This window comes from uncultured Pseudoflavonifractor sp. (genome assembly GCA_904419835.1).
Classification (GTDB): domain Bacteria; phylum Bacillota; class Clostridia; order Oscillospirales; family Oscillospiraceae; genus Pseudoflavonifractor.
Window position 1 is genome coordinate 1 of sequence record CAJFTA010000059.1, and the last position, 13,780, is coordinate 13,780.

The window sequence follows — 13,780 nt, forward strand, 5'->3', positions numbered from 1 at the left end:
TTTCGAGGCGCATGTCCCCGAAAATGACGGATTTTCATTTGATTCCGTCATCTGCGGATGACGGAACTCTGCGAGGCTTCCTCTTCTGGGAGGTTTTTCAACACGCTGAAACCCCCGAAAAAACATGTCAAACCCGGACACAAAGCGTGAAAAATATGATAAAGTAAGAATCATCCGCTTAACAGCCCGCGCCCTCGCCGAGGACGGACAGGTTATCCCCGGCCTGTGGTCACGCTTTTATGCATGACCACAGGCCGGGCTTCATTTTTTGTTCCAAAGCGAAAAATATTTGTTTGAAAAAAAGGTACCCAAACAGGCGAACATGTGTTAGAGTATTAAGGTATTTGTGTGAAAGGAGGAACCGGCCGTGGAACACATTGCCCATGCGGCCCCTGTGGTCAAGTGGGTGGGGGGCAAGCGGCAGCTGCTGCCCCAGATCCTCCCCCTGATCCCCAAGCGGATGTCCGCCTACTGCGAGCCCTTTCTGGGCGGCGGCGCGGTTCTCTTTGCCCTCCAGCCCAGGCGGGCCCTGGTCAACGACCTGAACCAGGATCTGATTACCGTCTATCGGGTCATCAAGGAGAACGCCGACGCCCTTATTGAGCATCTGTCCCGCCACGAGAACACCCCGGAGTATTTCTACCGCATCCGGGATCTGGACCGGGACCGGGAGGCCTACGCCGCCCTGTCCGACGTGGAGAAGGCCTCCCGGCTGCTCTATCTCAACAAGACCTGTTACAACGGCCTCTTCCGGGTCAACGCCTCGGGGGCCTTCAACTCCCCCTACGGCCACTACCGCCGGCCCAATATCGTCAACGAGCAGACCATCCGGGGGGTAAGCCGATACTTCAACTCCTGCGACATCACCTTTTTCAGCGAGGACTTTGCCGCTGTGCTGGACCGGGTGCCCAGGGGAGGCTTTGTGTATCTGGACCCGCCCTACGACCCTGTGTCGGACACGGCCAGCTTCACCGGTTACAACAGGGGCGGCTTCGGCCGGGAGGAGCAGGTGCGGCTCAAGGCGTGCTGCGACGCCCTCACCGCCCGGGGCGTAAAGTTCCTGCTCTCCAATTCCGCCACCCCTTTCATCCGCGAGCTGTACAGCTCCTACCATGTCTCCATCGTCCAGGCCCGGCGGGCGGTCAACTCGGTGGCCAGCCGCCGGGGCGCCATCGATGAGGTGCTGGTGCGCAACTATGGGACTTAACGACAGCGCCTGGGAGGCCCTCTTTCAGAAGTACGACATCCTCAGCCGCATTGCGGCGGAGGGACAGTTTTTTATCTCCGCCAATCAGATCAAGGCCTTCCGGGAGCCCCGGCTTATGACCAAATTCGACCACCGGGTAAACCTGCCCGCCCTGTTTGCGGACAACGGCCTGGCCATCCTTCCGGTGACCCGGGGGGACTATGTCATCGCCCCCTTTGCCGCCTACCACGATTTTGAGCCGCCCCAGGGTGCGCCCAGGCGGGTGCGGCTCCCGGTGGGGCTCCAGAGCCTGGCCCCCAGGTTTCTGGTCAGCGAGGCCATCGCCCTCAACTGCGCGGCGGCCTGCGGGATTCTGGAGGACTTTCTGGAGGACCAGGCCGTGGTGCCCACGGTCAGCGGCCGCATGGGCTCGGGCCGGTTCTCCTTCTCCATCGACGTGCCCGGCGGAGCGCGCCGGGTGGAGGTGAACAACGCCCAGATTGAGATTGACGCCGCCTGCGAGGGCCGCCGCTTTCTCTCCCTCTTTGAGGCCAAGCGGGACCTGGCCGACGACTTTCTGGTCCGCCAGCTCTACTACCCCTACCGGGTGTGGGCGGAGCGGGTGACCAAGCCGGTGAAGAGCGTGTTCCTGGTGTTCACCAACGGCGTGTTCCACCTGTACGAGTACCGGTTTGAGCAGCCCGACCGGTACTGCTCCCTCCGCCTGGTGAAGCAGCGCAGCTACACCCTGGCCACCGGCATCACCCGCTCGGACATCGGCCAGCTGCTCACCGCCGCCCCCCTCCTGCCCGAGCCGGAGATCTCCTTCCCCCAGGCCAACAGCATGGCCCGGGTGGTCAACCTGGCCGAGCTGCTCTCCGGGCGGGACATGACCCGGGATGAGATCACCGCCGAGTACGGCTTTGACGCCCGGCAGACCAACTACTACACCGACGCGGGCCGCTACCTGGGCCTGATGGAGAAGGATCGGCAGGACGGCGCGGTGCGCTTCCGCCTGACGCCCCTGGGGCGGCGCATCCTCTCCATGGACCTGCGGGAGCGGCAGCTGGCCCTGGCCGGGCAGATCCTGGGCCACCGGCCCTTCCGGGAGGCCATGGGCCTGTGCCTGCGCAGCGGAGAGATGCCCCCCGCCGGCGCGGTGGTGGAGATTATGAAGGCCTCCGGCCTCTACCATGTGGCATCGGAGAGCACCTACTTCCGCCGGGCCTCCACCGTGACGGGCTGGCTCAACTGGATTCTGGACCTGGCAGAGTGATTCATCAGGCGCTCCGGAGCCCGGATCCGGGGCGTTTTTCTGTTTTTCGCCCCGCCGGGGTGTTTCTGTTTTTCGCCCCGCCGGGGGCTGTTGCAATCCCTGAGCCGTTGAGGTAAAATATAGTGTTAAATTCGCAGGATTACTTTCCCCGTCAAGGAGGTTATTTGTATGCGGGACGGATTTATCAAAGTCGCGGCGGGCACGCCCCAAATCAAGGTTGCCGACTGCCGCCACAATGCGGAGGCCTGCTTCACCCTGATGCGGGAGGCGGCCAAACAGGGGGTCAAGGTTCTGGCGCTGCCTGAGCTGTGCCTCACCGGATACACCTGCGGGGACCTGTTTCTCCAGGACACCCTGCTCCGGGGCGCGGAGGAGGCCCTGGCCACCGTGCTGGAGGCCACCCGGAATCTGGACATGGTCACCGCTCTGGGCCTGCCGGTGCGGTGCAAATGGGACAACAAACTGTATAACTGCGCGGCAGTAATACACAGGGGAGAGATTTTGGGCCTGGTGCCCAAGACCTCCCTACCCAATTACGGCGAATTTTATGAGGGCAGATGGTTTGCCTCCGGCGAGGGTGTGGAGTTCTATATCCCGCTGTGCGGCCAGGATGTGGACCTGTGCGCCCGTCAGCTCTTCGGCTGCACGACCATGCCCAACCTGGTCATCGGCGTGGAGATCTGCGAGGACCTGTGGGGCACCCAGCCCCCCTCCGGCCTTCTGGCCGCCGCAGGAGCCACAGTAATGCTCAACCTGTCCGCCTCCGACGAGGTGGTGGGCAAGGCGGAGTACCGCCGTGCCCTGGTCACCGGCCAGTCCGCCCGGCTGGTGTGCGGCTATGTGTACGCCGACGCCGGCGAGGGCGAGTCCACCACCGATATGGTCTTTTCCGGCCACAACCTCATTGCGGAAAACGGCGCCCTGCTGGCGGAGCGGCGCTTTGCCTGCGGCCTGACCATCAGTGAGATTGACGTGGACCGGCTGGTGTACGAGCGCCGCCGGATGAACACCTATGCCGCCTCCAAGGAGGCCATGGAGATTGGCCGCGTCAACTTTGACCTGGAACGGGAGGAGACCCGTCTCACCCGCCGCTTCTCCCCCACCCCCTTTGTGCCCGAGGACAGCACGGACCGGGCCGAGCGCTGCGACGAGATCCTGAAGATCGCCGCTCTGGGCCTGAAGCGGCGGCTGGAGCACACCCACGCCGCCGCCGCGGTGGTGGGCCTGTCCGGCGGGCTGGACTCCACCCTGGCCATTCTCATCGCCGCTGTGGCCATGAAGCTGCTGGACCGGCCCGCGTCGGATATTATCGCGGTGACCATGCCCTGCTTCGGCACCACCGACCGCACCCGGGACAACGCCGTGGAGCTGGCCGGGCGGCTGGGGGCCACCCTGAAGCGCATTGACATCGGCGAGGCGGTAAAGCAGCACTTTCGGGACATCGGCCAGTCCATGGACAACCACGACGTGACCTTTGAAAACGGCCAGGCGCGGGAGCGGACCCAGGTGCTGATGGACATTGCCAACCAGTGCGGCGGCCTGGTGGTGGGCACCGGCGACCTGAGCGAGCTGGCCCTGGGCTGGGCCACCTACAACGGCGACCACATGTCCATGTACGGCGTCAATGCCTCCATCCCCAAGACCCTGGTGCGCCACCTGGTGGCCTTTGTGGCCGGGGACAAGGTGGCGGAGGACCCCCGCCTGTCCCACGTGCTGGAGGACATTCTGGATACCCCCGTGTCCCCCGAGCTGCTTCCCGCCGTGGGCGGCGAGATCGCCCAGCGCACCGAGGATCTGGTGGGGCCCTACGAGCTCCACGACTTTTTCCTCTACTATATTGTCCGCTGGGGCTTCCCGCCCCGGAAGGTGTTCCGTCTGGCGGAACAGGCCCTGGGGGACCGGTACGACCGCTCTGTCATCCTCAAGTGGCTGAAGAACTTCTACCGGCGGTTCTTTGCCCAGCAGTTCAAGCGCTCCTGCCTGCCCGACGGCCCCAAGGTGGGCTCGGTGACCCTGTCGCCCCGCGGCGACTGGCGTATGCCCAGCGACGCTTCGGCGCGGCTCTGGCTGGAGGAGCTGGAAACCCTGAACTAAACGTTCCTCCCCCGCCAGTCGCCCATGGGGCCCCCGCGCGGGCCCAGCACAGCGGGCCGCGTGGGGAGAGGAGACGCAGCGGAGCGAGCGAGCCTTCGCGGCCCCCGCGGAGGCGAGGGATGCGCAGCTTGCGGCGACGAGGCGGATGCCCAGCGACGCTTCCGCGCGGCTCTGGCTGGAGGAGCTGGAAACCCTGAGCTAAAACCATCCCTCCCCCGCCAGTCGCCCATGGGGCGGCGGCTGTAAGAAAAACAAAAAATAGTTTGCACAAACGAATGGAAATCCTTTCCCCAATCGTATTATGGTTGAAACCCCTTGGGGTTATCTTATGATTGCGGAGGGTAAGAAGATGAAAAAGGTATTGATTGGCACGCTGGCTGTGGTACTGGTTCTCACCGCGATGACCGCGGGCGCTCTTGCCGCCGGGCGGGGACATGCCAGCCGCTTTGTGGATGCGGACGGCGACGGTATCTGCGATAACTACGGCGCTGACTGCAAGAGCGTCGGCTGTGGTCTGGGCTTTGTGGACACCGACAATGACGGCGTGTGCGACAACTGCGGCTCCGACTGCCAGGGCTCCGGCTGTGGTCTGGGCTTTGTGGATGCCGATAACGACGGTATCTGCGACAACTGCGGCTCCGACTGCCGGGGCTCCGGCTGCGGTTCCGGCTGGGGCCGTGGCTCCTGTCACGGCGGCGGCCGCCACCACGGAGGCCGGCACAGCTAAACGGTTCAAATGGGGGAGGTCCATGCGCAGCGAGGCGGAGGCACTCCGGGCCATCGACCGGTACGGCGATACGGTCCGGCGCATCTGTCTGGTGCAGCTGAAAAATCACGCGGACACGGAGGACGTGTTTCAGACGGTGTTTCTGAAATATGTCCTCAGCACTGCCGTGTTTGAGAGCGAGGAGCACGAGAAGGCCTGGTTTATCCGGGTCACCCTCAACGCCTGCCGGGACCTGCTGCGTGGCTTTTTCCGCAGCAGGACGGTGTCCATTCACGAACTGCCGGATATCCCCGCCGATGTGCCGGAGGAGCACCGGGAGGTGCTGGAGGCGGTGGCCGCTCTGCCGGGAAAGTACCGGGAGGCGGTGTATCTCCACTACTACGAGGGCTACTCCGCCCCAGAGATTGGCCGCATTCTGGACAAGAACCCCAACACGGTGTACACTCTGCTTACCCGGGCCAGAAAGCTGCTGAAGGACAGGCTGGGAGGTGACGGATATGGAGGATAAGCTGCGCGCCGCCTTTGACAGCGTCCACGCCGAGGCGGAGCTGAAGGAGCGCACCCTGGCCTTTCTGGCCGATGCCGGCGGGGCGTCCCCTGCCCGGCATCGCCCCGCCGCCCGCCTGCGCCGGGCCATCGCGGCCGCCGCTGCCTGTCTGCTTGTGCTGCTGGGAGCCGGCGGATACTACGCCCTGCTTGTGCCGGTGTCCGCCATCAGCGTGGATGTAAACCCTTCCCTGGAGCTGTCCCTCAACCGCCTGGACCGGGTCATCTCGGTGGAGGCCTTCAACCCGGAGGGGGAGGCCCTGGCCAGCACTCTGGACGTGTCCTTCCAGCCCTACACCCAGGCGCTGGAGGAGATTCTCTCCAGCGAAGCCATGTCCACCTATCTGGCAGAGGACAGCGCCGTGTCCATCACCGTCGCCTGTGATAATCCGGACAAGAGCGCCCAGCTGCTCTCCGCCACCCAGGCCTGCGCCCAGGGGTGCAGACGGGTGTACTGCCATGCAGGCAGCAGCGCGGATCTGGAGGGCGCCCACCACGCGGGTATGTCGGTGGGGAAGTACCGGGCTTTTCTGGCGCTCCAGGCGCTGGATCCCTCGGTGACGGCGGAGGAGGCGCAGGCCATGTCCATGCGGGAGATCCGCTCCCGGATTGCCGCCCTCTCCGGCGGCGAGACCGAGACCTCGTCCGGTCAGCAAAGCCAGTCATCCTCCAGCAGTTTGGCCCAACAGCAGGCCGGTTCCGGCCACAATGGCGGCCATGGTAGTCAAAACGGCCGCCACGGCTACGGAAATGGTCGGCACCAGGGGCACGAGTAGGCTGAACATTATTTAGATACCGGAAGAGGTTGAGAGATTTTGAACCGCTATTTGGACCTGTTTTTAACCTTTGCCAAGCTGGGCGCCTGCACCTTCGGCGGCGGCTACGCCATGCTGCCCATCCTCCAGCGTGAGGTGGTGGAAAAGCGGGGCTGGGCCACCGAGGACCAGCTGGCCGACTACTACGCCGTGGGGCAGTGCACCCCCGGCATTATCGCGGTAAATACCGCCACCTTTGTGGGGTACACCCAGGCCGGGTGCCTGGGCGGTACCATCGCCACTTTGGGCGTGGTGTTCCCCTCTATTGTGATCATCTGCATCATTGCCGCCTTTCTCCAGAACTTCGCTGAATTCCCGGTGGTCATCCATGCCTTTGCCGGCATCCGCGCCTGTGTCTGCGCCCTGATCTTCTCCAGCGTCATCAAGCTGGCAAAGGGCTCCGTGGTCAACTGGTGGTCGGCCGTCATCTTCCTGGTTGTGCTGGCGCTGTCCGCCTTCGTGGGGCTGTCCCCGGTGCTGCTGGTTATCCTGTCCGGCGTATGCGGCCTGGCCATCAGCACCTGCATCCGCTACCTGAACCGGGGAAAGGGGGCCGCAAAGTGATATTCCTCCGTCTGTTCTATGAGTTCTTTAAGGTCGGCCTGTTCTCCGTGGGCGGCGGACTGGCCACCCTGCCCTTCCTGCGCCACCTGGGAGATGTGACCGGCTGGTTCTCTGCCGCCGACCTGGCCAACATGGTGGCTGTGTCCGAGTCCACCCCCGGCGCCATGGGCGTCAACATGGCCACCTACGTGGGCTTCACCATGGGCGGACAGTCCGGCCTGCCGTTTGGAAGCATCGTGGGCGCGGTCGTCGCCACCCTGGGCCTGGTGGCCCCCTCCATCCTGGTCATCCTTATCATTGCCAAGTTTCTCCAGAAGTTCCGTCAGAGCGCGGTGGTGGACGGCGTATTCTCCGGCCTGCGGCCCGCCTCCACCGGCCTCATTGCCGCCGCCGGCCTTTCGGTGGCCCAGATCGCCCTGCTCACCGGCGCGGCCTGGACGGGCTGGAACTCCCTCACCGCCGTCATCAACTGGAAGGGCGTGGCGCTGGCCGCCCTGGTCTTTGCCTGCATGCAGGTGAAGGCCCTGAAGAAGCTCCACCCCATCGTGTACATCGCCGCCGCGGCGGTCGTCGGCGTCGTGTTCCGGTTTTAATCCTATACAGGCGAAAACGAATACGGCCCCCTTCCGGCTGGAAGGGGGCCTCAGTCTGTCGAAAAAGTCCTCGGACTTTTTCGACAGACTTCAAAAATGCCGTTACTTTCGCGCCCCGCAGCGGCGCAAAAGTCCTCGCTCCGCTCCCCGGAAGCCTTGCACAGCAAGGCTTCCGGGGCATTTGATTCCACGCGAGGCGGGCGGCTGCCCCCTCGCGCTCCCCCGCCCCGACACAGCCCGATTCTGTTCAACCAAGGTTTTTCGACACGCTGAACTGAGAGAGGTCCCCTTCCGTTGGAAGGGGACCTCTCAACGTTTCTCTTACACCAGCGGGGCGTCGCAGAACGCGCAGCAGTCCACGCCGCCGTTCTTCTTCACCAGCGGGGGCAGATAGTGGTCGGTCTGGGTGATGCAGTTGGGGTTGCTGCACACCGGATGGGTGCCAATCTCCACCGCGCCGGGGCTCATGCGGGGCTGGTTGGCCAGCTCAATGAGGAGGGACATGCGGGCAAACATGCCGTACCGGGCCTGCTCGAAGTAGACCGCCCGGAGGTCGTCGTCCACGTCGATGGCGATCTCGTCCACCCGGGGCAGGGGATGCATCACCAGCAGTTCCTTCCTGGCCCGCTCCAGCTTGCTGCGGGTGAGAATATAGATCCCCTTGTTCCGCTCGTACTCCAGGGGGTCCACAAAGCGCTCCCGCTGGATGCGGGTCATATAGAGCACATCCAGCTGGGGCATAACGGTCTCCAGGCCGGTGACCTCCACAAACCACATGCCGTTCTCCCGCATGAAGGCCCGCATATACTCGGGCACCGCCAGCTCCCGGGGGGAGATGAGGTAGAACTTGATGTCCCGGAACTTGGCCATGGCCTTGATGAGGGAGTGGACGGTGCGGCCGTTCTTCAGATCGCCGCACAATCCCACGGACAGGCCGTCCACGCCGCCGTGGAGGCGGGTAATGGTGGTCAGGTCCGCCATGGTCTGGGTGGGGTGCATGTGTCCGCCGTCTCCGGCGTTGATCACCGGCACGTCGGAGTACAGGGAGGCGGCCTTGGCCGCGCCCTCCCGGGGATTGCGCATTACCACAACGTCGGCATAGCCGGAGACCATCTTGATGGTGTCCTTCAGTGTCTCGCCCTTGGCGGTGGAGGTGGACTTGGGATCGGCAAAGCCGAACACCGAGCCGCCCACCCGAAGCATCGCCGTCTGGAAGGAGAAATTGGTCCGGGTGGAGGGCTCGTAAAAGAGGCTCGCCATCACCTTTCCCCTGCAGGCGTCCATGTAATCGGCTGGGTGGTCGATAATATCGCTGCAGCGCCGGTACAGCGCGTCCCACTCCTCCCGAGGCAAATCACCAAAATCAATCAGATGCCGCATGCCCATCTTCCCCCATTTTATTTTTCGGATTATAATATCACATTTTTCTGCCGCGGACAAGGAGTGTTTTCACTAATTTCCGCGTTTTTTCCCGCCCAGCTCTGTTAAACTCCACCGACCGGCCGGACATTCCGTTTTTTGTCAGAAATTGCCCGCATGTTTTGCGCCGTTCCGCCCATGCTAAAGGCAATTCATATTTCGGAGGTGCTGCGGGCATGGCGGAATGGTTCTGGTACTTTGTGCTGTACAGCTTTGTGGGGTTTGTGTTGGAGGTGCTTTTCGCCCGGGCCACGGGCAATCCCAAGCGGGACCGGAAGTGCCACCTCTTTCTCCCGCTCTGCCCGGTGTACGGCCTGGGGGCTGTGCTCATCCTGCTGCTGCCCCCCGCCGTGCTGTCCAATCCCCTGCTGCTGTTTTTCTGCGGCTCCCTGGCCGCCACCGCCGCCGAGTACGCCATGGCGGTGGTCTACCACTACGCCGCCGGGGTGGATTTCTGGGATTACAGCCACCTGCCCCTCCAGCTTGGGGGCCGGGTGTGCCTCCTCTTCTCCGGGCTGTGGGGCCTGCTGTCCCTGGGCCTTATGGGGCTGATCCAGCCCTGGGCCTCTGTGCTCCTCCCCGCCATTCCCGGCTGGATTACCCTCCCCGCCGCCGTCCTGGTGGCCGCCGACGCCGTCCTCACCTTCCGCGTCCTGCGGCGGACGCGGAGCACCGAGGCGCTGCGCTGGTACCTCCATCTGGGCCATGGGCGGAAGCGGAAGCAGGCCTCCTGACAAAAAGCGCCCCCGCCGGTGAACGGCGGGGGCGCGGAGGCGTATGCGCGGCGTGGTTATTTGGGCTTGGATATCTTTTCAATGATGACAGCCAGCAGGGCGATGATCCCCATGCCGATGGCGGCGTTCAGGGCAACCAGCACCTCCAGCATGCCCGTTCCTGTAAACGCAACGGCGGCCAGCAAAAAGGCCATCCCCAGCCCTATGCTGAACAGAATTTTCCATACGCCCATAGCGCCTCACCCTTTCATTTCAGAGGAATCACTGTTACGTTTTGTATACAACCTCAAAGAACTCTCCGGTTTTTTCTACCTCCGCCACCTCAAAGGTATACAATATCTCGTCCGTGTCACTGCTCCTCACTTCCGCCTTGTAGACCGTATAGTCAAAATCGCCATACACACGAATCTTGGACTGTCTGGTCTGATCTGCCTGGTAGGACCTTATTGCGTCGGGATCACTGGATCCTGCTGCAGAGACATTCATAGAGATGTCACATTTTATCTCGCAAGTGAGACCGAGTTCAAAGCGAATGGGAACTGTCTCATTCTCCGTAAAATAGTATCGGGTAGGGTTGCTCCAAATGGAGCTCTGGGGGTGATAGCCGCAGTCAAAGCGGGAGATTGACCCCGTCTGTATGGATGTCTTGTTCAGATAGGTGCCATCCTCTGCCCGGGACTCGATGCTCTCCAAGGGGACAGGAAGGTTGTAGTCGATGATTTCTCCGGTTTTATCGCGCAAGATGTAGTAGCTGGTACTCCCAGCTTGGACAGCGGCGGGCGCGGTATCAACTGTACAGGACGAAAGTTGCAATGCAGGAACTACAAGCAATGAGACCGCGAGCAGCCTTGCTATCACTCTTTGCCTCATTGTAATTCATCCCTTCTCTTTTCGACTTTTTTGTAAGCGATACTAGTTGCACCGCATGAAATGCCATCCCATCTCGTATCCATTCATTAAGACCAACTCCGCCGCCATCGTTTTACGTTTATATTGTACAATATATCTTTATATTTTAAAATTATTTTTGTTATTTTAGCACATTATTTCATATGAAGTCCATCCCTGCGGCTCAGCCTTCCGGGACAGCGGCGATGGAGTCCACCATCCGCTTAGCCTCCTCCAGGGTAAAGCTGCCGCTGATGGAGCCCTCAATATTGCCGCTCTTCCAGGCCACGGTGCGCCAGTCCCCGTTGGTCATGATGTAGTAGGTGACGCCGTTGTGGAGGTATTCCGTCACCGGCCGGTCGTCCTTCATGTAGACCGTGGTGCGGCCGTCGTCCCCCTCGCCAAGAAGGCTGAGGTGGACTGTGAGGTATTCTCCCTCCCGCACATAGACGGCCTCCAGCTCCACACTGTTCAGCAGCTCGACAGCCTCTGCCTCCTCCAGCGCGAAGCCCTCCGGCACCCAGGCCGGGGCCAGGCCCGCGTCCAGATTATAGTCTTCCAGGGCGCCGGCCAGGCTGTCGTAGCATTGATACTCCGGCTCTATGACCTGGCCGCCGCTGTTCTCCTGCTCGGGCCGCTCCTGCGGCCAGCGGGGGATGGAATCCACCATCCGCTTGATCTCGTCCTGGGTCAGGTCGCCGCTGATATAGCCTGAGACATGTCCCTCCTGCCAGGCGGCCACATGGCCGCTGCCGCAGGTGTAGATCCGGAATTCCACGCCGTTGTGGAGGTAGCACACCGGCTCGCCTGATACGCCTTCAAAGACAGGCGCCGTGACGGCGGCGGCGTCATCCCACCACTCCAGGTGGACGGCCAGGGACTGCTCCTTCTCACGGTTGTCATAGACCGCGTGCACCGTGGTGACCTTGCTGTCATAGCCGCTGCGCCCGGCGCTGATGTCGCACTTCTCGAAGCCGGCAGGCCGCCAGGTGGGGGCCATGCGGGCGTCCAGGTTGTGGACCGTCAGCATGGACTGAATGCTGTTGCCCAGGGGCTCGTAGTCCGCGCTGGGGGCCAGGTACACCCGCTCGCCAGACCGCCGGGTGATGGAGCGTACCAGCGCTCTGGCCGTCTCCGCCGTCAGCTCGCCGGTCAGCTCGGCCTTGAAGTTCTCCCGGCTCCAGAGGACCCGGACCGTGCCGTCCCCCATGTCCATGATATAGTAAGATGTGCCGTCGCAGACGTACTGCTCCGTGTCCCGCTCCCCCGCCGCGGCGTGGGAGACAGATGCGCCGGCCAGATCGTAGCGGACAATCTCCATGGCGTATCCCCTGCCCGCACTGTCCCGCCAGTCCGCCGTAATCAGGGTGGACTGCATCTCCTGAGAGACCTGGGCGCGCTGGGTCAGAGCGCCGAAGCCCTCCGCCTCTCCCGGCGTCCAGTTGGGCGCCAGGGGCGCGGTGATGCCGTTGGCGTCCAGCGCGGCCTGAAGGCTGGCATAGGTCCCGGTCACCGCCGCGCTGCTCTCCGCCACGGCCTCAGAGCCGGGGAACCAGAACTCCTCCCGGCCCCATCTGGCGAAGAATCCCAGCACGTCAATGCCCGCGGCCTGGCAGATCAGCAGGCAGCCTGCGGCCGTTGCCGCCGCCACAGCCGCCACACGGGCGGCAAGCCGGCGTCTCCGGGGCCTGCGCACGGCGGGGAGCACCTTCCATTCGGGCTGCTCCCGCCCGGCGGCACTGTCTCCCCGGATCAGATCCCTGTGCTTCCCGCGGAAGGTCCTCAGCGCCTCCTCCGCGTCAAACTCGGATGCCTCCGGCTCCAGGTCCTCCATGGCAGCCAGGCAGCGATCCACGATCGCGGGGTCAAACGCTTCCTCCTCCATCTCATCCAGATAGTCGGAGAGGGCCTCGAGCCGCTCCTCCGGCTCCATGTCGTCCCACCGATGTTCAGGCATCCTTGTTCACCTCCTCCTTATCGTCCGTAAAACGGACGATAAAAGCGCCATATGGCGCTTTCCGCGCCCCTTTCATAAGGAATATCGCATCACCGCGGCGTTTCGTTACAGGGGGACGGAATTTTTTATCCATTGCGTTCAGCAAGCGGGCAAAATGTACCCATATCGCACGGGTATACTGCGCGCTATTTTTGACTCTTTTCCAGCAGCTCCCGGCACCGTCCTCTGGCCCGGAAGAGCCTGGTGCGGGAGTTGAGCTCAGAGATGCCCAGCCTCCGTGCGATCTCCTCGTGGCTGAGCTCCTCCTCGTAGTAGAGGAGCAGGATCTGCCGCTCCCGGGGCGTCAGCCCTTCCGGCAGGCAGTCCGACAGGGCCTCCTCCTCCCGATGAGGGGCCGCCAGGTCAAAGTCCTGCTCCAGCGGCACCTCCATCCGGTTCCGGGCCGCCCGCAGTTCGGTGAGGATCAGGTGCTGGAGGGTCTTCCACAGCCAGCCCGACGGGTTGGGGTGCTCCGCCACCTGGTCCTGCTTGCGCAGGAGCATCACGAACGCGTCCTCCACCAGCTCCTCGGCAATCTCCATCCGCCTCAGCTGGGCGTAGGCATACCGCACCATTTTGGGCGCGTTGAGCCGGTATAGGTCGGTAAACCACTGGTCCATATTCTGTTGCACCGGCCTCCGCGCCCCCTTTCTCCGGCGGGCCGACCCGCTGATACGGTATATAGAGGTTATTTAATCATAGCAAATTTTCCTGTCCGTTGCAAGCCGCCAGCCGCTGTGAGGGCCGCTCCAACGGCACAGAAAACGGCGGGCCCTGCCTGAACAGAGCCCGCCGCACTGTACTTTTTTCTCGTTTTACTCCAGCACCGCCCCCCGGGCCGCGCTGGTCACCTGCCTGGCGTATCGGGCCAGATAGCCGGTCTTAACCCCACGGGGCAGGCCCCGCGGGGGCCCCGATTGGACTTGCTCGGCGGAAGTGAAT

General features: G+C 63.1%; 14 protein-coding genes. 9 read left to right on the forward strand and 5 right to left on the reverse strand.

The features are described 5' to 3' along the window. Positions 1 to 367 precede the first annotated feature (367 nt). The 8 genes from QZY67_RS09920 (at position 368) to QZY67_RS09955 (ending at position 7,801) form a co-directional block, all read left to right on the forward strand. Positions 368 to 1,207, forward strand: a complete 840-nt coding sequence (locus QZY67_RS09920) for a DNA adenine methylase (RefSeq protein WP_295369933.1) — start codon at positions 368 to 370, stop codon at positions 1,205 to 1,207. Then, positions 1,197 to 2,462, forward strand: a complete 1,266-nt coding sequence (locus QZY67_RS09925) for a transcriptional regulator (protein WP_295369934.1) — start codon at positions 1,197 to 1,199, stop codon at positions 2,460 to 2,462. The genes QZY67_RS09920 and QZY67_RS09925 overlap by 11 nt, the downstream gene beginning before the upstream one ends. 168 nt (positions 2,463 to 2,630) lie before the next feature. Further along, positions 2,631 to 4,556, forward strand: a complete 1,926-nt coding sequence (locus tag QZY67_RS09930; protein ID WP_295369935.1) for an NAD(+) synthase — start codon at positions 2,631 to 2,633, stop codon at positions 4,554 to 4,556. A 349-nt stretch (positions 4,557 to 4,905) separates the two neighbouring features. Next, positions 4,906 to 5,283: a hypothetical protein gene (locus QZY67_RS09935; protein ID WP_295369936.1), complete on the forward strand. Its 378-nt coding sequence runs from the start codon at positions 4,906 to 4,908 to the stop codon at positions 5,281 to 5,283. 22 nt (positions 5,284 to 5,305) lie between these two features. After that, a complete protein-coding gene (locus QZY67_RS09940; protein ID WP_295369937.1) occupies positions 5,306 to 5,791 on the forward strand; it encodes a sigma-70 family RNA polymerase sigma factor in 486 nt (161 codons plus the stop codon). After that, a complete protein-coding gene (locus QZY67_RS09945; RefSeq protein WP_295369938.1) occupies positions 5,781 to 6,605 on the forward strand; it encodes a hypothetical protein in 825 nt (274 codons plus the stop codon). Before QZY67_RS09940 ends, QZY67_RS09945 begins: the two co-directional genes overlap by 11 nt. Positions 6,606 to 6,644: 39 nt before the next feature. Next, positions 6,645 to 7,208: a chromate transporter gene (locus tag QZY67_RS09950; protein WP_294536246.1), complete on the forward strand. Its 564-nt coding sequence runs from the start codon at positions 6,645 to 6,647 to the stop codon at positions 7,206 to 7,208. Further along, on the forward strand, positions 7,205 to 7,801 hold the full coding sequence (locus QZY67_RS09955; RefSeq protein WP_294536243.1) for a chromate transporter: 597 nt from the start codon (positions 7,205 to 7,207) through the stop codon (positions 7,799 to 7,801). The genes QZY67_RS09950 and QZY67_RS09955 overlap by 4 nt, the downstream gene beginning before the upstream one ends. A 321-nt stretch (positions 7,802 to 8,122) precedes the next feature. Here QZY67_RS09955 and pyrB read toward each other — a convergent pair whose 3' ends face one another. After that, positions 8,123 to 9,181, reverse strand: coding sequence for an aspartate carbamoyltransferase (gene pyrB, locus QZY67_RS09960; protein WP_295369939.1), 1,059 nt, complete (start codon positions 9,179 to 9,181; stop codon positions 8,123 to 8,125). Between the two features lie 215 nt (positions 9,182 to 9,396). Here pyrB and QZY67_RS09965 point away from each other — a divergent pair, with 215 nt between their 5' ends. Next, entirely contained in the window at positions 9,397 to 9,954 is a 558-nt protein-coding gene (locus tag QZY67_RS09965) for a putative ABC transporter permease (protein ID WP_295369940.1), read from the forward strand. Positions 9,955 to 10,010: 56 nt separating this feature from the next. Here the strand turns inward: QZY67_RS09965 and QZY67_RS09970 are convergent, their stop codons facing one another. From QZY67_RS09970 to QZY67_RS09985, 4 genes are all read right to left on the reverse strand, one after another. Next, a complete protein-coding gene (locus QZY67_RS09970) occupies positions 10,011 to 10,187 on the reverse strand; it encodes a hypothetical protein (protein WP_295369942.1) in 177 nt (58 codons plus the stop codon). A gap of 34 nt (positions 10,188 to 10,221) precedes the next feature. Continuing rightward, a complete protein-coding gene (locus QZY67_RS09975; protein ID WP_295369944.1) occupies positions 10,222 to 10,812 on the reverse strand; it encodes a hypothetical protein in 591 nt (196 codons plus the stop codon). A 214-nt stretch (positions 10,813 to 11,026) separates the two neighbouring features. Next, entirely contained in the window at positions 11,027 to 12,799 is a 1,773-nt protein-coding gene (locus QZY67_RS09980) for a DUF4367 domain-containing protein (RefSeq protein WP_295369945.1), read from the reverse strand. A gap of 185 nt (positions 12,800 to 12,984) precedes the next feature. Continuing rightward, a complete protein-coding gene (locus tag QZY67_RS09985) occupies positions 12,985 to 13,458 on the reverse strand; it encodes an RNA polymerase sigma factor (protein ID WP_295369947.1) in 474 nt (157 codons plus the stop codon). Positions 13,459 to 13,780: the final 322 nt, after the last annotated feature.

Coding starts and splice junctions, on each gene's coding strand:
- pyrB (WP_295369939.1), bottom strand. CDS start 9,181: ATGCGGCATCTGATTGATTTTGGTGATTTGCCTCGGGAGGAGTGGGAC.
- QZY67_RS09935 (WP_295369936.1), top strand. CDS start 4,906: ATGAAAAAGGTATTGATTGGCACGCTGGCTGTGGTACTGGTTCTCACC.
- QZY67_RS09945 (WP_295369938.1), top strand. CDS start 5,781: ATGGAGGATAAGCTGCGCGCCGCCTTTGACAGCGTCCACGCCGAGGCG.
- QZY67_RS09985 (WP_295369947.1), bottom strand. CDS start 13,458: ATGGACCAGTGGTTTACCGACCTATACCGGCTCAACGCGCCCAAAATG.
- QZY67_RS09980 (WP_295369945.1), bottom strand. CDS start 12,799: ATGCCTGAACATCGGTGGGACGACATGGAGCCGGAGGAGCGGCTCGAG.
- QZY67_RS09970 (WP_295369942.1), bottom strand. CDS start 10,187: ATGGGCGTATGGAAAATTCTGTTCAGCATAGGGCTGGGGATGGCCTTT.
- QZY67_RS09940 (WP_295369937.1), top strand. CDS start 5,306: ATGCGCAGCGAGGCGGAGGCACTCCGGGCCATCGACCGGTACGGCGAT.
- QZY67_RS09965 (WP_295369940.1), top strand. CDS start 9,397: ATGGCGGAATGGTTCTGGTACTTTGTGCTGTACAGCTTTGTGGGGTTT.
- QZY67_RS09930 (WP_295369935.1), top strand. CDS start 2,631: ATGCGGGACGGATTTATCAAAGTCGCGGCGGGCACGCCCCAAATCAAG.
- QZY67_RS09925 (WP_295369934.1), top strand. CDS start 1,197: ATGGGACTTAACGACAGCGCCTGGGAGGCCCTCTTTCAGAAGTACGAC.